The 18,087-nt window shown below is 74.6% G+C and carries 16 protein-coding genes and 1 riboswitch; of the genes, 7 read left to right on the top strand and 9 right to left on the bottom strand.

Going from position 1 to position 18,087, the window contains the following annotated elements:
- Positions 1–119: 119 nt before the first annotated feature.
- The 5 genes from KUM32_RS10665 to KUM32_RS10645 all read right to left on the bottom strand — a co-directional run bounded on the left by KUM32_RS10665 (position 120) and on the right by KUM32_RS10645 (position 4,454).
- A complete protein-coding gene (locus tag KUM32_RS10665; RefSeq protein WP_217141597.1) occupies positions 120–1,043 on the bottom strand; it encodes an LLM class F420-dependent oxidoreductase in 924 nt (307 codons plus the stop codon).
- A gap of 124 nt (positions 1,044–1,167) precedes the next feature.
- Positions 1,168–1,692: a DUF6099 family protein gene (locus KUM32_RS10660; protein ID WP_217141596.1), complete on the bottom strand. Its 525-nt coding sequence runs from the start codon at positions 1,690–1,692 to the stop codon at positions 1,168–1,170.
- A gap of 237 nt (positions 1,693–1,929) precedes the next feature.
- Entirely contained in the window at positions 1,930–2,283 is a 354-nt protein-coding gene (locus KUM32_RS10655; protein WP_217141595.1) for a nucleotide pyrophosphohydrolase, read from the bottom strand.
- A complete protein-coding gene (locus tag KUM32_RS10650; RefSeq protein ID WP_217141594.1) occupies positions 2,280–3,443 on the bottom strand; it encodes an ATP-binding protein in 1,164 nt (387 codons plus the stop codon). The genes KUM32_RS10655 and KUM32_RS10650 overlap by 4 nt, the downstream gene beginning before the upstream one ends.
- A 621-nt stretch (positions 3,444–4,064) precedes the next feature.
- Positions 4,065–4,454: a cell division protein SepF gene (locus tag KUM32_RS10645; protein ID WP_217141593.1), complete on the bottom strand. Its 390-nt coding sequence runs from the start codon at positions 4,452–4,454 to the stop codon at positions 4,065–4,067.
- A gap of 199 nt (positions 4,455–4,653) precedes the next feature.
- On the opposite strand from KUM32_RS10645, the gene KUM32_RS10640 reads away from it, so the two are divergent.
- The 5 genes from KUM32_RS10640 (at position 4,654) to KUM32_RS10620 (ending at position 11,338) form a co-directional block, all read left to right on the top strand.
- On the top strand, positions 4,654–7,788 hold the full coding sequence (locus KUM32_RS10640) for an FAD-binding and (Fe-S)-binding domain-containing protein (RefSeq protein ID WP_217141592.1): 3,135 nt from the start codon (positions 4,654–4,656) through the stop codon (positions 7,786–7,788).
- Between the two features lie 721 nt (positions 7,789–8,509).
- Positions 8,510–8,695, top strand: a riboswitch (cobalamin riboswitch).
- 29 nt (positions 8,696–8,724) lie between these two features.
- Positions 8,725–9,417, top strand: a complete 693-nt coding sequence (locus KUM32_RS10635; protein WP_217141591.1) for an energy-coupling factor ABC transporter permease — start codon at positions 8,725–8,727, stop codon at positions 9,415–9,417.
- On the top strand, positions 9,414–9,752 hold the full coding sequence (locus KUM32_RS10630; RefSeq protein ID WP_217141590.1) for an energy-coupling factor ABC transporter substrate-binding protein: 339 nt from the start codon (positions 9,414–9,416) through the stop codon (positions 9,750–9,752). Before KUM32_RS10635 ends, KUM32_RS10630 begins: the two co-directional genes overlap by 4 nt.
- The gene (gene cbiQ, locus KUM32_RS10625) at positions 9,753–10,502 is read left to right on the top strand and encodes a cobalt ECF transporter T component CbiQ (RefSeq protein WP_217141589.1); all 750 of its coding nucleotides are present in this window, start codon (positions 9,753–9,755) and stop codon (positions 10,500–10,502) included.
- Complete coding sequence (locus tag KUM32_RS10620; protein ID WP_217141588.1) at positions 10,499–11,338, top strand: ATP-binding cassette domain-containing protein; 840 nt, start codon at positions 10,499–10,501, stop codon at positions 11,336–11,338. The genes cbiQ and KUM32_RS10620 overlap by 4 nt, the downstream gene beginning before the upstream one ends.
- Before the next feature lie 24 nt (positions 11,339–11,362).
- Here the strand turns inward: KUM32_RS10620 and KUM32_RS10615 are convergent, their stop codons facing one another.
- Positions 11,363–12,976, bottom strand: coding sequence for an MFS transporter (locus tag KUM32_RS10615; protein WP_217141587.1), 1,614 nt, complete (start codon positions 12,974–12,976; stop codon positions 11,363–11,365).
- A 135-nt stretch (positions 12,977–13,111) separates the two neighbouring features.
- Between KUM32_RS10615 and KUM32_RS10610 the strand changes: the two genes are divergently transcribed.
- A complete protein-coding gene (locus KUM32_RS10610; RefSeq protein ID WP_308408632.1) occupies positions 13,112–13,789 on the top strand; it encodes a TetR/AcrR family transcriptional regulator in 678 nt (225 codons plus the stop codon).
- A 228-nt stretch (positions 13,790–14,017) separates the two neighbouring features.
- On the opposite strand, the gene KUM32_RS10605 is transcribed toward KUM32_RS10610, so the two are convergent.
- Positions 14,018–14,674, bottom strand: a complete 657-nt coding sequence (locus KUM32_RS10605) for a TetR/AcrR family transcriptional regulator (RefSeq protein WP_217141585.1) — start codon at positions 14,672–14,674, stop codon at positions 14,018–14,020.
- A gap of 159 nt (positions 14,675–14,833) precedes the next feature.
- On the opposite strand from KUM32_RS10605, the gene KUM32_RS10600 reads away from it, so the two are divergent.
- Positions 14,834–15,268 carry a hypothetical protein gene (locus KUM32_RS10600; RefSeq protein ID WP_217141584.1) on the top strand — a complete coding sequence of 145 codons (435 nt, stop codon included), beginning with the start codon at positions 14,834–14,836 and terminating at the stop codon, positions 15,266–15,268.
- A 235-nt stretch (positions 15,269–15,503) separates the two neighbouring features.
- Here KUM32_RS10600 and KUM32_RS10595 read toward each other — a convergent pair whose 3' ends face one another.
- Together KUM32_RS10595 and zwf are read right to left on the bottom strand one after the other, a co-directional pair.
- Positions 15,504–16,619, bottom strand: a complete 1,116-nt coding sequence (locus KUM32_RS10595; protein WP_217141605.1) for an aromatic acid exporter family protein — start codon at positions 16,617–16,619, stop codon at positions 15,504–15,506.
- Between the two features lie 34 nt (positions 16,620–16,653).
- Positions 16,654–18,087 carry a glucose-6-phosphate dehydrogenase gene (gene zwf / locus KUM32_RS10590; RefSeq protein ID WP_217141583.1) on the bottom strand — a complete coding sequence of 478 codons (1,434 nt, stop codon included), beginning with the start codon at positions 18,085–18,087 and terminating at the stop codon, positions 16,654–16,656.

Below are 18,087 nucleotides of genomic sequence, written 5' to 3'. Positions count from 1 at the left end.
CGTACACACGGGAGCCCCCAGGGCGGCTGATCCCGGGGGCTCCGGCAGGACGACGGTCACACCATCGCACAGGGCGGGTGACCGGCGCCTTCGGTTATTCGGCGGACGGCGTCACGGCGTCACGACAGCTGGGTCCGGACCTGGGAGGAGATCAGCTCCAGGTGGTCCAGGTCGTCGAGGTCGAGGATCTGGAGGTAGATGCGCTGCGCTCCGACGGCGGCGTAGCGGCCGATCTTGTCGACGACCTCGGCCGGGGAGCCCGCCAGGCCGTTGGCCTTCAGCTCGTCGACCTCGCGGCCGATCACGGCGGCCCGGCGGGCGACCTCGGCGTCGTCCTTGCCGACGCAGGCGACGAGGGCGTTGGAGTAGGTGAGGGCGTCGGCGCCGCGGCCGGCCTCCTCGGCGGCGGCCCGCACGCGGCCGAACTGGCGCTCGGTGTCCTCGATCGAGGCGAACGGGATGTTGAACTCGTCGGCGTACCGGGCGGCCAGACGCGGGGTGCGGGTGGCACCGTGGCCGCCGATGAGCACGGGGACCTTGGCCTGCGCCGGCTTGGGCAGCGCGGGCGACTCGGTGAGGTCGTAGAACTTGCCGTGGAAGTCGAAGGTCTTGCCGGTCTGGGTGGCCCACAGTCCGGTGACGATCGCCAGCTGCTCCTCCAGGCGGGCGAACTTCTCCTTCGGGAAGGGAATGCCGTACGCCTTGTGCTCCTCCTCGAACCAGCCGGCGCCGAGGCCCAGCTCGATGCGGCCGCCCGACATCTGGTCGACCTGCGCGACCTGGATGGCGAGCACGCCGGGCAGCCGGAAGGTGCCGGCGGTCATGAGGGTGCCGAGGCGGATGCGCTTGGTCTCGCGGGCGAGGCCGGCGAGGGTGATCCAGGCGTCGGTGGGGCCGGGGAGGCCGTCCACGGAGCCCATGCGGAGGTAGTGGTCACTGCGGAAGAAGGCGTCGAAGCCGAGGTCCTCGGTGGCCTTCGCCACGGTGAGCAAGGTGTCGTAGGTGGCCCCCTGCTGGGGCTCGGTGAAGATACGGAGATCCATGTCTCCATCCTGCCTGCTCGGTGGGGGTGTGCCGGACAGGCTCTCCCCGGACCGGCGTATCCGGCACGTCCGGCGCGTCGACCGGGGTGCGAGGGGGAGCGGTCGGAGGCTCGCCGTGTCGTGGCTAGCCCGCCTCCCGCCCCGGTAACACGGCGTCCCGGTCCGGGCACGGGGGCCCGGCGTCCCGGTCCCGGTCCGGGGGCCCGGCGTCCCGGTCGGCCAGCTTGCGCAGCATCTCCAGGACGCGGTCACGGGACTCGTCCGCCGCGTCGAGGGCCTCCATGCACTGCCAGTACGTCGCCTCGTCGTCGGCGGCGCAGGCGACCCCGAAGAGGGCGATGCCGCTCTCGCCGAGCAGGGTGCCCAGGCGCATCAGGGTCTGGCGGGCGTCACCCAGTTCGGTGAGCTGGGCGGCGCGCAGGTCGCCCGGGGCCAGCGCCGGTGTGCGCAGCACTCCGCAGCCCCGGCCCGCCAGCTCCGTCAACCCGATGGCCTCGCCGCGCAGTTCGGGTGGTCCGTTGACCGCCAGCCGGCTGCCGATCGCCTGCGCCAGCGCCTGGACCTGCCACACCTCCGTCAGGATGTCCGGCACCCGGCCGCCGGCGGCCAGGGCGCGCCCACTCGTCGCGATGAGCCGCACAGCGTCCATGCGCTGCCCCCGTCTGTCCGACGCGCTCGCGGCGCGTCCGCCCGAACTTCGCTGCTCACTACCCAGAGTGAAGGTGTGTGGGACGAAAAGCTAGAGGAAGGCGGAAATCTTCGGACAACAAATTGGTTTCTGGCGTGTAATCGAATGCGGAGAGTGATAACGGAGGTGGCGGCTCCTCCCCCGTGGGCCCGCCACCCCTGCCCGCCGCGTGCCGTCCCCGGCGTTCGGCCGCCGCGCTCAGTCCTCCCGCTCCCCCGGTACGGGGAACCGGGACTCGTTGCGTTCGATCTTCGCCTCGAGTGCGGCCAGCGGGTCGACGTCGAGCACCTCGCAGAACTGGAGCAGGTACGCCAGCACGTCGGCGACCTCGTCCCGGACGCGGTGCGCGGTGTCCGGGTCGGTCATCACGCGGGCCGACTGCTCGGGCGTCAGCCACTGGAAGATCTCGACGAGTTCCGCCGCCTCCACGCTGAGCGCGGTGGCGAGGTTCTTGGGGGTGTGGTACGGCTGCCAGTCGCGCGCGGCGGCGAACTCGGCCAGCCTGCGCCGCAGCGCGGCCAGGTCGGGCGAAGGGCGGGGATGATCGGTCACGCGTCCAGGTGTACCACCGTGACGCCGTCCGCCCCGTCCGCCCAGGAGGCGTCGGCGACCGCCGCGACGAGGCGGATGTGGCCGCGGTCGCACATGCGGGCCGCCAGCCGGAGCAGTTCGGCGCGCTGCCGCACGTCCAGGCCGCGGTCGAAGCCGTCGGCGAGGACGGTGAGCGTCTGTAACGCGGCGGGGACCTCGCCGGCCGGGTCGACCTCCAGCACACCGGGGCCGGTGAACAGCACCAGCGCGAGGGCGAGGTAGCGCAGCTCGCCGTAGCCGAGCCGCGCGAGGCCGGTGCGGACGCCGTCGCCCCGGTCCAGCAGGGCGCGGACCACGCCGCCGACGGCCGGTTCGGCCAGGACGTCCGTGACGGGGCCGGCGCACCCGGTGCGGACCGCGGCGACGAACTGCGCGTGCCGTCGGCCGCACTCGGCGCGGGTGCGCCACAGCACGTCGGCGAGGTTGTCGCAGCCGCCGAGCAGGTGCCCGGAGCCGGTGGGCACGGGCTCGCGCATCCGGCCCGGCCGCGGATCGCAGGCGAAGACGGAGCGCAGGGCGACCACCATCTGCTCGGCCGCGGCGAGCACCCTGCGCTGCCCGTCCGTCTTGCCGGCCACCCGCAGCGGCAGCAGCGGGGTGCCGAGCCGGTCGTCCGGCAGCGGGGCGCGGGTCACCGGCGCCGGCCCGGCCGTGTGCCAGGCCGCCTGCACGGCGCGGCGGCCCGGGTCGCGCAGCGCGGTCTGCAGCAGCACGACACCGTCCGCCGTCAAACGCTCCCCCACGATGCGCAGCTCGGGCTCCGCCTGCACGGCGACGTCCAGGTGCACCGGGCCCTCGGCTCCGTCGGCCGTGCAGCCGATGCGGAAGCCGCGGCGGCGCTGGGCGTCGGGCCGGGCCCGCTCGGGCACGCAGGCGACCGGGTCGGGGAAGACCGCGCCGAGTTCGGCGCCGCCGCCGAGCCGGGCGAGGGCGTCGTAGGCCCGCAGGGCGGTGGTCTTGCCGCAGCCACTGGGCCCGGCGAGCACGGTGAGCGGACCGAACCGCAGCACGGCGCTCCGGTGCCCGGCGAAGGCGGACAGCCGCAGCTCCGTGACGCGGGGCCGGTCCGGGTGGGGCCGAGCGGGGGCGGCGGACACCAGTGACGCAGTTGACACGGCCATGGGCGGACCGTAGGAGTCCGTCTTCCTGGCGAACCGTTCCGTCGGGACGACGTTCCCACGATCGGGGGACGCGACCGTCAGGCCGGACGCCGCCCGTCACACCTGGGAGCCCGTGACCCGGGGGCCACGTGGCACCCGGCGGGCCCGTCGCGCCTGCGGGCCCGGCGCGTCCGGGAGCCCGTCGCGTCCGAAAGCCCCGTCACGCCCGAGTGGCGTCGCGCCGGCCAGCCCCTTGCACCCGAGAGTCCCGTCGCGTCCCCGGGCCGGGGCAACCGGGAACCCGTCACGTCCGGAAGTCCCGTCACGCCGAGCGGCACCGCGCCGACCAGCCCCTCACACCGAGAGTCCCGTCGCGCCTGCGGGCCCGTCGCGTCCGAGAGTGTCCCGTCACATCGAGCGTCCCCTCACACCTGCGCGTCCGGACGTCTGCGAGCCCGGGGCGCCGGGGAGTCCGCGGCCCCTGCGAGCCCGTCACCCCGAGTGCCCCGTCACACCCGCCGGCCCCGGACGCCCGCCGGCCCCGGGACACCCGCCGGCGCCCGGGACGCCCGTCGGCCCGGGAGACCCGGGGGCGGCGGGAGGCGTGTCGGGCGCCGTGGGGCGGTGTCCCGCCGGGGCCTGTCACAGACCGGGCACGCCCACGCCCTCCATCAGCCCGTTGACCTCGGTCCCGGCCGGGGTCAGCAGGAAGACGTTGCGGTCGACCCGGTGCATACCGCTGGCCAGGCCGAAGACGACTCCGGTACTGAAGTCCAGTACCCGCTTGGCGACCTCGCCCTCGGCGCTGGTCAGGTCCAGGAGGACCGGAATGCCCGCCATCAGGGTCTCGGCGACCTCGCGGGCGTCCGCGAACACATTGACCCGCAGGACGACGAAACGGCGACGTGTCTCCGTCTCCGCCTCCGGCAACGCCCGGTGGCCGACCGCGGACGGCCAGGCGTCGCGCCCGCGCAACGGAACGACCTGGGCGAGCCCTTCCCACTGTTCATCGGTGACGTCGTGGCTGTTCACCGGCTCCCCCCGATCTCACTCGCCATCATTGCCTGCACCAGCCAATTCTTACGCCAAGTCACCCGTTCGGCCCAACAGCGACACGGACCGCGACACTCCGTGTCCGGAGGTTGCCGCGGCGAGCACCGGGGTACTCAGCGACCGCCGCGCCACACGCGCGGGTCCCGTCGCCGCGCCGACACCTGACTGGAGGGCCCTCATGGGTGCGCTGGAACTGCCCGAGCCCGTTGCCCGCGAAGGCGCGCCGGCGCCCTTGGACCTGCGAGGGCTGGAGGCCGCGCTGCGCGAGCGTGTCGACGGCGAGGTCCGTTTCGACGCCGGGAGCCGGGCCGCGTACTCCACGGACGCCTCGAACTTCCGCCAGACGCCCATCGGCGTCGTCGTCCCGCGCAGCCCGGACGCCGGCGCCGAGGCGGTGGCCGTGGCGCGGGAGTTCGGGGCGCCGGTGCTGTCGCGCGGCGGTGGGACGAGCCTGGCCGGACAGTGCACCAACGCCGGAGTGGTCCTCGACTGGTCGAAGTACTGCACGCGCCTGGAGTCCGTGGACGCCGGCGCCCGCACCTGTGTCGTGCAGCCCGGGATCGTGCTGGACGACCTCAACCGGCGGCTGGCACCGCACGGCCTGCGCTTCGGTCCGGAACCCGCCACCCATGCCAACTGCACCCTCGGCGGCATGATCGGCAACAACTCCTGCGGCGCCACCGCACAGGCGCACGGCAAGGTCGTCGACAACATCGCCCGCCTGGAGGTGCTGCTCTACGACGGCACCCGCTTCTGGTGCGGGGAGACCGACGACGAGGAGTACGCCGCCATCGAGCGGCAGGGCGATCTGCGGGCGACCGTCTACCGGCGGCTGCGGGCCCTGCGCGACACCTACGCGGAGGAGATCCGCCGCCGGTTCCCGGACGTCCCGCGCCGGGTCTCCGGCTACAACCTCGACTCGCTGCTGCCCGAGTACGGCTTCGACGTGGCGGGCCTGCTGGTGGGCAGCGAGTCGACACTGGTCACCGTCCTGCGGGCGGAGCTGGAGCTGGTGCCGGTGGTGAGGGAACGGGTCCTGGTGGTGCTGGGTTTCGACAGCATCGACAAGGCCGCGGACGCGGTGCCCGACATCCTGCCGCACGGGCCGATCGCGCTGGAGGGCGTCGACGCCCGGCTGGTCCGGGACGAACGGATCAAGCACCTCGACGAGAAGGCGCTCGCCGGGATGCCCGACGGGAACGCCTACCTGATGGCGCAGTTCGGCGGCGACACCGTGGCGGAGGCGGACGCGCGGGCGCACCGGATGCTGGAGGCGGTGCACCGCTCCGAACACGACGCCGACTGCGCCTTCCTGGACGACCCGGCGCACGAGCAGGACCTGTGGCAGGTCCGTGAGGCCGGTCTCGGCGCCACCGCGCACATCCCGGGCCGGCCCGACACCTTCGAGGGCTGGGAGGACTCCGCGGTCGCCCCGGAGAAGCTCGGCGACTACCTGCGGCGGCTGCGCGCGCTGTTCGAGGAGTTCGGCTACCTGAGCGACACCGGGCCGAGCCTGTACGGCCACTTCGGGCAGGGCTGCGTGCACACCCGGATCCCCTTCGACCTGTACACGGCGGCGGGCGTGGCGGCGTACCGGCGGTTCATGGAACGGGCGGCCGACCTGGTCGTCGAGTTCGGCGGGTCGCTGTCCGGTGAGCACGGCGACGGGCAGAGCCGGGGCGAGCTGCTGCCGCGGATGTTCGGCGACGGGCTCGTCGAGGCCTTCGGGCGGCTGAAGGCCGTCTTCGACCCGCTGGACCGGATGAACCCGGGGAAGGTGGTCGCGCCGTACGGGCTGGACGAGAACCTGCGTCTGGGCGGTGACTGGGCCCCGTACGAGCCCCGTGACCTGCACTTCCGCTTCCCCCACGACGGCGGGTCGTTCTCCGCGGCGGCCAACCGGTGCGTCGGGGTCGGGAAGTGCCGGCAGCACACCAGTGACGGCACGGTGATGTGCCCGTCGTACCAGGTGACCCGGGAGGAGGAGCACTCGACCCGAGGGCGGGCCCGGCTGCTGTTCGAGATGCTCGACGGGCACGGGGACGGCGCGATCCGGGACGGCTGGCGCTCGGAGGCCGTCCGGGACGCCCTCGACCTGTGCCTGGCCTGCAAGGGGTGCAGGAAGGACTGTCCGGCGGACGTGGACATGGCCACGTACAAGGCGGAGTTCCTGTCCCACCACTTCGCGGGCCGGCCCTGGCGCAGGCGGCGCTCCGACTGGTCTCTGGGCTGGCTGCCCGTGCTCGCCCGGGTGGTGGGCCGCACCCGCCTCGCGCCGGTCGTCAACGCGCTCACGCACGCGCCGCTGTTGTCGGGGGCCGCGGTGGTGGTGGCGGGGGTCGCGGACCGGGAGGTGCCCCTGTTCGCCGAGGAGACGTTCGCGCAGTGGTTCGCCCGTCACGAGCCGCAGGGGGACGGGGGGCGCGGCACCGTGCTGCTGTGGCCGGACACCTTCACCAACCATTTCCACCCGCACATCGGACGTGCGGCGGTCCGGGTGCTGGAGCAGGCCGGCTGGCGGGTGGAGCTGCCGGCCGAGGCGCTGTGCTGCGGGCTGACGTGGATCTCCACCGGGCAGCTCGGGACGGCGGAGCGGGTCCTCGCCCGGACCGTGCGCGCTCTGGCCGCCCACGTGCGGGCGGGCGGTCTGGTGGTGGTCCTGGAGCCGAGCTGCGCGGCCGTGTTCCGGTCGGACGCGGTGGAGTTGTTCCCCGGCGACCAGGACGTGCGCCGGCTGCGCGAGCGGACGGTCACCCTGTCGGAGCTGCTCACCGAGCACTCCCCGGGCTACGACCCGCCGCGGGTGCCCGAGCGGTCGGCGCGGGCGCTGGCGCAGGTGCACTGCCACCAGCACGCGGTGCTCGGCTGGGACGCCGACCGGGAACTGCTGCGCCGCGCGGGGGTGGACGCCGAGCGGCTGGACTCCGGCTGCTGCGGGCTGGCCGGCAACTTCGGCTTCGAGCGGGGCCATCTGGAGGTCAGCGAGGCCTGCGCGGAGCGGGTGCTGCTGCCGCGGCTGCGGGCGGAGGACGAGGCGACCGTGGTGCTCGCGGACGGGTTCAGCTGCCGTACGCAGATCCACGAGTTCGACAGTGGTGGTCACGAGGGCGTGCACCTGGCGGAGTTGCTGGCCTCGGCGCTGCCCGGCGCCGCGGGCGGCCCCGACGTCCCGGGCAGCGCCTACGGCACCGCTCCGGGCGCCCGCCCGGCGTCCCCGGGGCCCCGCGCGAAGGTTCTGGCCCTCGCGGCCACGGTGCTGGCCGCCGCCGGCGCGACGGCGGCACTGGCACGGGGCCTGCGGCGGCGCCACTGAGGCGCGGGGACACGGGGCGGCTGCCGGAGCCGGGCACGAGGACGCCGGGGCGGGACGCGACGCCGCCACCAGGCCGAGGCGGTCCAGGGCCCGCGGCGCCACACAGGTGGTGGCCGCTGCCCGCGCTGGTCCTGGCCGGGCTCGTCCTGGCACCGATCGTCACCCGGCTGCCGGGCGCCGGGGGCCACCTCCCGGTGAACGGGCTCGGCGCAGCGCCCGTCGGCCCCGTGCGCTGCCCGGCGCCGTGCTGGCCGCGCTGCCGCTCGGCGTGGTGCTGGGCCCCGAGGCACCCCTGATGGCCGTCGGCAGCGGACTCGCCCTGCCGGCGGTGCGGCGGGCGGGCGCGGCCCGTGACCCGAGGGCGGGCGCGATCCTCGCCACGGCCGGCTCCACCGCCGCGATCTCCACCATCCTCGGCGGCCCGGTGGTGGCGGCGGTGCTGCTCATCGAGGGGGCCGGACTCGGCGGGGCGCAGCTGGTCGCGCTGCCGCTGCCCTGTCTGCCGGCCGGCGCGGCGTATGCCGGGACCTGTCCGACGAGGAGCGCGGGTGCTCCGCCGCGGGCGCGCGGGGGGCGTCGCCGCGCTGGGCGAGGGCGACCGGTGACGGCCGGCGGAGGGGGCGCCCGCCGCCCAAGGCCCGCGCGGTCCTGCGGCCTGTTCACCGGACGGGCGGGGGCCCGCCGGCCCGGAGGCATGCTTGTCACCACCCCCGTGGGAGCACTACTGTCGCCTCGCCTTGGTGAACGGGAAATCCGGTGTGATGCCGGTGCGGCCCTCGCCACTGTGAATCGGGAAGTCCGGCTCCGGCCCTCACGGGCAGCCACTGGGTCCCAGCGACCCGGGAAGGCGGAGCACGGGCGGTGGTACCCGTCAGCCAGGAGACCGGCCAGGGCGCGTCGTCCATCCACGAGGTGCTGGAGAGGGTCTGCCGAGTCATGCACATAGCCGAGGGCTTTCTGCCGCCGGCGCACGCGATCGCCTGGGGTGCCGCGTCCGCGCCGTTCGTCGTCCACGGAGTACGGTCACTCACCCGTGAGGTCAGGGAGCACCCGGAGAGCACGTTGCTGCTCGGTGCCGCCGGGGCCTTCACGTTCGTGCTGTCGGCCCTGAAACTCCCCTCCGTCACCGGGAGTTGTTCGCACCCCACCGGCACCGGGCTGGGCGCCATCCTGTTCCGGCCGCCGATCACGGCCGTGCTGGGCACCATCACGCTGCTCTTCCAGGCCCTGCTGCTCGCCCACGGCGGGCTCACCACGCTCGGCGCCAACGTCTTCTCGATGGCGGTCGTCGGCCCCTGGGCCGGATACGCGGTGTACGCGCTGCTGCGGCGGTACGGCGTGCCGCTGATGGTCACGGTGTTCTGCGGGGCGTTCGTCGCCGACCTGTCGACCTACTGCGTCGCCGGCGTGCAACTGGCGCTCGCCTTCCCCGACCCGGGCAGCGGCTTCCTGGGCGCGCTCGGCACGTTCGGGTCCGTCTTCGCCGTCACGCAGATCCCGCTCGCGGTGAGCGAGGGCCTGCTCACGGTGGTCGTGATGCGGCTGCTGGTGCAGTCCAGCAAGGGTGAACTGACCCGGCTGGGCGTCCTGTTCACCGAGGCCGGCAAGCAGCGGGCGGTGGCCCGGTGAGCCGCAACGCGAAGATCAACGCCGTGCTGCTGCTCGCCGTGGCGGCGCTCGCGGTGCTGCCGCTGGTGCTGGGCCTCGGCGACCACAAGGAGGAGCCGTTCGCCGGTGCCGACGCCGAGGCGGAGGCGGCGATCACGGAGATCGAGCCGGACTACGAGCCGTGGTTCTCGCCGCTGTACGAACCGCCGTCCGGGGAGATCGAGTCGGCGCTGTTCGCCGTGCAGGCCGCGCTCGGCGCGGGCGTGCTGGCCTACTACTTCGGGCTGCGCCGGGGCCGGCGGCAGGGCGAGGAACGGGCCGCGGCGGCGCTGCGGAACGACCCCGGAGGGGACTGAGTGCTGCCGATCGACGCGGCGGCGCACAGCAGTCGGTGGCGCGGCCGCCATCCCGTGGACAAGGCGGTGCTCGGGCTGGGCCTGACCGTGCTGGCGATCTCGCTGCCGGCCTGGCCGGGCGCGGCGCTGGTGCTGGTGACGGCGCTCGCCGTGCTGCTCGGCCCGGCGGGCGTGCCCCGCCGCCGGCTGTGGCGGGCCTACCGGGTGCCGCTGGGCTTCTGTGTGACCGGGGCGTTGCCGCTGCTGGTGCGGGTCGGGGGCCCGGGCGGGTTCCTGACGGCGGCGGACGGCGGGCCGGTGCGCGCCGCCGAGCTGCTGCTGCGCACCTCGGCGGCCTCCCTGGGGGTGCTGCTGTTCGCGTTCACGACGCCCATGTCCGACCTGCTGCCCCGCCTAGCGCGGGCCGGGGTGCCGGCCCCGGTGGTCGACGTGGCGCTGGTGACGTACCGGATGAGCTTCCTGCTGCTGGACTCCGTGCGCCGGGTCCGTCAGGCGCAGGCCGCGCGGCTGGGGCTCACCACCCGGGCCGCCGTCTGGCGTTCGCTCGGCGGGCTGGGCGCGACGGCGTTCGTGCGGGCCTTCGACCGGGCGGCGCGGCTCCAGTCGGGCCTCGCCGGACGCGGGTACGACGGCACCCTGCGCGTTCTGGTGCCCGAGGCGCGCGTCTCCGTGTCCTTCACGGCGGCGAGCGTCGCGCTGCTGGCGGCGCTGGCCGCTCTCACCCTCGTATTGAAGGGGCCGCTGTCGTGAGCGAGTCGACCGGGCCGGCGCTGGTCGCCCTGCGGGGCGCGTCCTTCGCGTACGAGGAGGGCCCGGACGTGTTCGCCGGTCTGGACTTCGAGGTGCGTGAGGGGAGGGCGCTCGCGCTGCTGGGCCGCAACGGTGGTGGCAAGACCACGCTGATGCGGCTGCTCAGCGGCGGACTCAGGCCGCAGGCCGGGACGTTGACGGCCGAGGGGGTGCCGGTGGCGTACGACCGCAAGGGGCTGACCCGGCTGCGGACCACGGTGCAGCTGGTGGTGCAGGACCCGGACGACCAGTTGTTCGCCGCCTCGGTCGGCCAGGACGTGTCCTTCGGGCCGCTGAACCTGGGCCTGTCCGACGCGGAGGTCCGCTCCCGGGTCGCGGAGGCGCTCGCCGCGCTGGACATCACCGGGCTGGCCGACCGGCCCACCCACCTGCTGTCGTACGGGCAGCGCAAGCGGGCCGCGATCGCCGGGGCCGTCGCGATGCGGCCCCGGCTGCTGATCCTCGACGAGCCGACCGCCGGGCTCGACCCGGACGGCCAGGAACGGCTGCTCGCCACGCTGGACCGGCTCCGCGCGGGCGGCACCACCGTGGTGATGGCCACTCACGACGTCGATCTCGCCCTGCGATGGTCCGACGACGCGGCGCTGCTCACCACGGCCGGGGTGCACACCGGCCCCGCGGCCCCCACCCTGGCCCGCACGGACCTCCTGCGACGGGCGGGGCTGCGCCTGCCGTGGGGCGTGGCGGCGGCCGGACTGCTGCGTGCGCGGGGGATGCTGGCCGAGTCGGCGACGGGCCCGCGTACGCCGGAGGAGCTGGCCGCGCTGACCGGCTGAGGGCCCGTCGGCAGCCGGGGCGGCTCAGCGCGGCGCGTCGCTGTACTCCGCGTCCCGGGCTTCGGCCGGCTGGTCCTCGGACCGCTTGCGGGCGCCCCCGCGGCCGGGCAGGACGGCGAGGACGACCAGGGTGCCGGCCGCCATGATGATGCCGCCGACGAGGCTGGTCGTGGCGACGCCGTGGGCGAAGGACTGGTTCACGGCGTCGGCCAGGGCCTCGGCCTGCCGCGGTCCGGCGGAGGGGTTGGCCGCGAGCCGTTCGGCGACGGCCAGTCCGCCGCCCACGGAGTCCTGGGCGGTGTCCAGCGCGGCGGCCGGGAGCCGGTCTCCGACCAGACCGGACAGCTCGTCGCGGTAGGCGGTGCCGAGCAGGGAGCCCAGGACGGCGATGCCGAGCGAGCCGCCGAGCTCCAGCGCGGTGTCGTTGGCGCCGCCGCCGACGCCCAGTTCGCTCTCCGGGAAGGAGCCCATGATGGTGTCGGTGGCCGGGGAGACGCTCAGGCCGATGGCGAGGCCGAGCAGCAGCATCGGGGCCAGGAAGTCGGTGTACGTCGAGTCCTTCTCGATGAGGACCAGCAGGAAGACGCCGACGGTGCCGATCACCATGCCGGACCCCACCATGGCCTTCACGCCCAGCTTCGGGGTCAGCCGCCCGGTCACCGCGGCGCCGACGAACACGGCTCCGGCCAGCGGGAGCAGCCGTACGCCGGTCTCCAGCGCGCCGTAGCCGAGCACGAACTGCAGGAACTGCGTGGCGTAGTAGATGGCGCCGTAGGTGCCGAAGAAGAAGAACAGCACCGCCAGCATCGAGCCGCTGAAGGGCCGCAGCAGGAACCGGCGCACGTCCAGCATGGGCTGCGGGTGGCGCAGTTCCCAGGCCACGAAGGCCACCAGGCCGACGCCGGCGACGACGGCGGCGACGACGGGGCCGGTGCCCCAGCCGAAGTGCGGGCCCTCGATGGCCGCGTAGACCAGGCTGCCGACGGAGACGATGGAGAGCAGGCCGCCCACGTAGTCGATCCGGCCCATGCCGGCCGCCCTGGACGGCGGGACGAGGAAGAGCGCGCCGACCACGGCGGCGACCGCGATGGGCACGTTGACCAGGAAGGTCGAACCCCAGGCGTGGTCCTCCAGGAGCCAGCCGGCGACCAGCGGGCCGACGGCGATGGCGAGACCGGAGGTGGCGGTCCACACCGTGATGGCGCGGGCCCGCTCACCCTTCGGGAAGACCGCGACCAGCAGGGACAGGGTGGCCGGCATGACGACGGCGGCGCCGACGCCCATGATCGCCCGAGCCGTGACGACCAGCGCCGTCTCGTCGACCAGACTGCCCATCACCGAACCGCCCGCGAAGACCACCAGACCGGCGATCAGGGCGCCGCGGCGGCTGTACTTGTCGCCGATCGCGCCCAGCACCAGCATCAGGGCCGCGTACGGGACGGTGTAGCCGTCGATGACCCACTGCAGGTCGCTGCTGCTCAGGCCCAGGTCGGCCGTCATCGCCGGGGCGGCCACGATCAGGGACGTGTTGGCCATGACGACGATCAGCAGGCTCAGGCAGAGCACGACGAGGGCCCACCAGCGCCGTGCGTAGGGCCCGTTCATCTTCTCGACGGGTGTGGTGGCTAGGAGAGGCATCGGGAACTCCCGGGGGACGTGGCCAAGCGGGGCAAGTTAATTGCCCACGGATGTGCAGACGGCGTCACAGTAGTTTGTTGCACAGTGCTGTGCAAATATTGCGTGTACCCCCTTCCGAACGAGGTACGTACCGACGTGACCACCACACGCGCCCGCATCCTGCGCGCGGCCGAGCGGGAACTGCTCCGCGACCCCGACGCCGGTCTCGCGGAGATCGCCGCGGCGGCCGGCGTGGCCCGCCGCACCCTGTACGGCCACTTCGCCGGCCGGGACGCGCTGGTCGAGGGGCTCGTCGAGGAGGCCGCGGAGGCGGTACGGCGCGCGATCGCCGGTCCGGACGCGCCGGCCCCGCGGGACCCTGCGCGGGCCCTGGCCCGCTTCGTCCTCACCCTGTGGCCGGTCGGCGACCGCTACGGCACGCTGATCGCCCTCGCCCGCCGCCGGGGCCTCGGCCCCGACCGGGTGAGCACGATCCTCGGCCCGGCCCGTGACACGGTCGCCCGGATCCTCGCGCGCGGCCGGCGCACGGGTGTCTTCCACACCGGCCTTCCCTCCGGGGTGCTCGGCGCCGCGCTCGAGGCCCACCTGTTGGCACTCCTGGCGTGCGCGCGTGCCGGGTCCTGGGACGACGACGGCACGGGCGCCGCCGTCGCCGCGCTGATGGTCGCGGGCGTGGCCGACGACGCCGCGACGGAGACGGTGCGCGGACTGCGCGGCGCGGGAGGGGCCGCGGGCGGGAGCACCGGCCGCGGCGGGACGCGCCCCGCACCGACGGAGACGGAGCAGGGGCCCCACCACGAGGGACAGCCCTGACGCGGGAACACCCCCCACCGCAGAACACGCCCCGCACCGACGGAGACGGAGCAGCGGTCCCACCACGAGGAACAGCCCTGACGCGGGAACACCCCCCACCGGAAAACACGCCCCGCACCGACGGAGACGGCGGGCGGGCCGCGTCCGGGACCGCCTCACGGAGGAACCACACCGCACGGGACACGCCTTAGGCGGGAGCACCCACCCTGCGAAGGCGCGCCGTGCGGCTCACTCGCCCGGGGCGGGCTCCGCGGGGGTCGTCGCGGCGACGTCCTCGACCACGGCCCGGGCCTGCTCCTCCGGCACGCCGGCCGCGATGAGCTGGGCGAGGGCGGCCCGCGTGCCGTCGTCCTCCAGTGCCCCGGTGTTGACCTGCTCCAGCAGCGCGACCGTCATCGCTTCCAGCCCGGCGCTCAGCACGGCGGGCGGCAGATGGCCGGGGAAGACGCCGTCCCGCTGCCCGCGCTCCAGGATGGCGGTGACCTCCGCACGGGCCGGTGCCAGGATCTCGGACACCCGCTCCACGCCCAGGTCGTGCCGGGCCAGTGACAGGAGCATCCGGTAGCGGTCGCCCACGGGCCACATCAGCAGCACGAAGTGCGCCAGCGCGCGCTCCGCCGGTTCGGACGGGCCGACCCGCTCCGCCCCGGCGGCCATCGCGCTCCGCAGCACGTCGGACGCCTCCTCGGCGAGGGCCTCCAGCAGCGCCGCGCGCCCCGGGAAGTGACCGAAGAGGGTACGCCGTACGACGCCGGCGGCCCGGGCCAGCTCCTCCAGGGTCGTGTCCGGGTTGCGCCCCAGCTCCCGGCGGGCCGTGGCCAGGATGCGCGCCCGGTTGGACCGCGCGTTGCGGCGCTGCGGCTCACGGGCGACGGGCTTGGACACGGGAGACCTCTGGCACGGAAGGGCGGGGCGGGAACGGGACGGTCCGGCTGCGGGGCGTCCATTCTGGCACGGAGACCGCTCCCCGGCCCGACGGGTGGCCCGTCCCCGCCGCGCGTCGGAATGACCGCACGCAGTCCCACGAGAGACGAGGATCCCGCGATGCACTCGACCTCGGCAGCCGTGGCGGGCGCCGTCACCTTCCGCTGGCTCGGCATGGTGCCGGCGATCTCCTTCCTGGAGGCGCCGTTGACGTTCCGGGCTCCCGGGGTGACGATCCCGGTCGGGCTCGGCATCGGCCGGATCGTCTTCCGCGCGCTGAACCTCGCCGAGGCGGCGCTCGCCGTCACCGTGGTCGTGGCGGTCGCCACGGGCGGAGCCTCCGCGGCCGTCGTCACGCTCACCGCGATCACCGTGGCCGTACTGGCCGGACAGCTCGGTGTCGTCCGCCCCCGTCTGAACCGGCGTTCCGACGCCGTGCTCGCGGGCGAGGACCCGGCGCTGCGCCGCTCCCGCGCCCACCTCTCCTACGTAGCGCTGGAGGTCGTGAAGGTCCTCGCCCTGCTCACGCTGGGCCGCGTGGTCCTGGCCGGCTGAGCGGGCCCGACCACCGGCCGCACCCGGTCCCGGTCCGCGCGAGCGAGCACGACGCAGGGCACGGCTCCCACCGCGCGAGACACGGTGCCGGGCCCGGAGGCGGCCGGCCGCACCGGGGTCGGCCGGGGGCGCGGCGGAGCGCGGGCACGGCCGTGTCGCCGAGGGGATCCACCGGACGGCCTCGCGCGCGGTCCAGGCCGACGCCGTCCGCGCGCCGCCCCTCCGCCCCTGCTCCTCAGGCCGAAGGCCCGCGGGGTCGCCGGCGCCGCGGCCGGGGCGGCCACCGTAGCCGCGGCGGGGCACCGATGCGCACGTCGGTGGCTCCCTCGCGCAGGGCGCGTGCGGCCTCGTCCACGTCGGCGCCCGCGAAGACCAGGATGTCCTCGGCGACCAGCCGTACGCTCTCCCCCACGGCGACCGGGAGGGCCTGCCCCCCGTCCGCGTCCGGGGCGCCCCGGACGATGTCGAGGGCCCGCCTGGTCGCGCGCAGGCGGACGGCGTGGTTCGCGGGGGCGGCCGCCAGGGCTGCCAGGACCCCGGACAGCCCCCGTACCGTGCGGGCGAAGGTCCGCCGGTGCCGCGTGTCGAGCGCCGAGGCGCCCCGGATGAGGGTGAGGCAGCTGTTGCCGAGCAGGTCCAGGTACTTCGTGCTCGCGATCTCCTCGTCCACGGGCTCGCGCCGGCCCCGCCACAGCAGGGTGCGCCGGGCTACGGCGATGGTGTCGTCCCGTGTTCCGCCGAGATCGTCGAGCAGGGCGTAGACGGGCCGCAGCTCCTCCCACGGCTGGAGGTCGCGTTCCTCCTCCGGCTCGTCCAGCGCACGCGCCGTCAGGTCCAGGGCGCGGCTCAGCCCCTCCAGCGTGGCGGCCTCGGCTCGGCGCAGCAGGGCCAGCGGGTGCGGCGGGAAGAGGAGCTGGCTGAACACGAGCGCCACGCCGGCTCCGAGCAGGGCGTCCAGCACACGGTCGACGGCCGCCTGCTGTCCGGCCGCCACGGAGATCACCGCGCCCACGGCGGCCTGGGCCATCGTGATGCGCTCCCCGTCGATGACGAGCGCGACGAGCAGCGCGCACAGGACGGCCACGCCGACGGACGGGGCGTCGTGGCCGAGGAAACGAAAGGCCAGGTGCCCGACGACGACGCCAGCGACGACCCCGGAGAGAACCCGTACGGCGTTGGTGCCCCGCCCTCCGACGGGCGTGTTGAGCGCGATGAGGGTGGCGATCGGGGCGAAGAGCGGGACGTGGTGGTCGAAGACGTTCCTGGCGGCCCACCAGGAGAGCGCGGCGGCCGTGGCCTGCTGGAGCACAGGCCACAGGGCGTCCCTGACGCGCGGCCACGCCCCGTGCATCGTCGTCAACGCTCGTGATCAGAACACGTGGGCGTCACAACCGGCCCTCGTCGAACAGGCGGTGGCCCAGCGGGTGCCAGCACCGCAGGCCGGGGAGCCGGTCGGCCGGCTGCGGGCCCCAGCTTCCCCGGGCGTAGGTGAGCGGCGGACCGGCCGGGTCGAGCACCGGTGCGACGATGCGCCAGCACTCCAGGATGGCGGGGAAGAAGGCGAAGCACTGGGGGTCGCCTGCGACGGCTCCGTCGAGGATGTTCTCGTACGGGAGCTCCTGCCGTCCCAGCACCCGCGCGTAGTCGACCCCGACGGGGACGGTCATCGGCCCGGTGCCCTTCTCGGGCTTGCTCACCACCAGGTCCGTCCGGATGCCGGTGTCGCCGTCGATGCGGAAGCGGATGAGGTTCGGTGGCGTCGGCGTGTTCTCGCCGCCGAAGAGTTCCAGGGGCGGTTTGCGCAGCTCGACCACGACCTCGGTGGCGGTGACGGCCAGTGCCTTCCCGCTGCGCAGGTAGAACGGCACGCCCGCCCAGCGCCAGTTGTCGATGAACATACGGGTCGCGAAGTACGTCTCGGTGGTGGAGTCCGGCTCGACTCCCTCGACGTCCCGGTAGTCCTCGTACTGGCCGCGAACGGTGTCGGCGGGGTCCATCGTGCGGGTGGCGTGCAGCACCCGCCACTTCTCCAGGCCCTGTGCCCGGGCGTTGCCGGCGCTCGGCGGGTCCATCGCCAGGAAGGCCAGGACCTCCAGCATGTGGTTCTGGACCACGTCGCGCAGGCAGCCCACCTTGTCGTAGAAGGAGCCCCGGTCGGCGACGTCGAAGTCCTCGGCGAGGGTGATCTGGACGTTGTCCACGTAGGAGCGGTGCCAGATCGGCGCGAGCAGCGTGTTGGCGAACCGGGAGACCATCAGGCTCTCGACCGCACGGTTGCCCAGGAAGTGGTCGACGCGCAGGAGGTGGTTGTCGTCGAAGTGGGTGCTCAGCTCGTCCTGCAGCCTGCGCGCGGAGTCGAAGTCGTCGCCGAACGGCTTCTCCACGACCAGGCGGGCGTCGCGGTTCAGGCCCGCCGCGGCCAGCGCGGCGGCGACCACGGTGAACAGCGACGGTGGGATCGCCAGGTAGTACGTGACGAAACCGAACCCCGCCACGGCCTCGCGCAGCCGGGCGAAGGTGGCCTCGTCGGCGAAGTCTCCGGTGATGATGGACAGGCTCGCCGCGAACCGCTCGAAGACCGCCTCGTCGATGTCCGTGCCCGCGGCGACGAGCGCCTCTCGCGCGTGCCGGCGCAGCGCCTCGTCGTCCCAGTCGCCGGCCGCCACCCCGATGACGGGCACGGACAGCCTGCCGGAACCGGTGAGCCGGTACAGCGCGGGCAGCAGCATCTTCTTGGCGAGGTCGCCGGTGATGCCGAAGAGCACCAGGGCGTCGGCGCGTTCGAGGAGGTCGGGACGGCTGAGGAGGGTGTCGCTCAT

It is taken from the genome of Streptomyces sp. AC627_RSS907 (assembly GCF_019049165.1).
This window is presented reverse-complemented; position numbering and strand designations above follow the sequence as displayed.

Coding starts and splice junctions, on each gene's coding strand:
- KUM32_RS10665 (WP_217141597.1), bottom strand. CDS start 1,043: ATGGATCTCCGTATCTTCACCGAGCCCCAGCAGGGGGCCACCTACGAC.
- KUM32_RS10660 (WP_217141596.1), bottom strand. CDS start 1,692: ATGGACGCTGTGCGGCTCATCGCGACGAGTGGGCGCGCCCTGGCCGCC.
- KUM32_RS10650 (WP_217141594.1), bottom strand. CDS start 3,443: ATGGCCGTGTCAACTGCGTCACTGGTGTCCGCCGCCCCCGCTCGGCCC.
- KUM32_RS10640 (WP_217141592.1), top strand. CDS start 4,654: ATGGGTGCGCTGGAACTGCCCGAGCCCGTTGCCCGCGAAGGCGCGCCG.
- KUM32_RS10635 (WP_217141591.1), top strand. CDS start 8,725: ATGCACATAGCCGAGGGCTTTCTGCCGCCGGCGCACGCGATCGCCTGG.
- KUM32_RS10615 (WP_217141587.1), bottom strand. CDS start 12,976: ATGCCTCTCCTAGCCACCACACCCGTCGAGAAGATGAACGGGCCCTAC.
- KUM32_RS10600 (WP_217141584.1), top strand. CDS start 14,834: ATGCACTCGACCTCGGCAGCCGTGGCGGGCGCCGTCACCTTCCGCTGG.
- KUM32_RS10595 (WP_217141605.1), bottom strand. CDS start 16,619: ATGCACGGGGCGTGGCCGCGCGTCAGGGACGCCCTGTGGCCTGTGCTC.
- zwf (WP_217141583.1), bottom strand. CDS start 18,087: ATGAGCGACACCCTCCTCAGCCGTCCCGACCTCCTCGAACGCGCCGAC.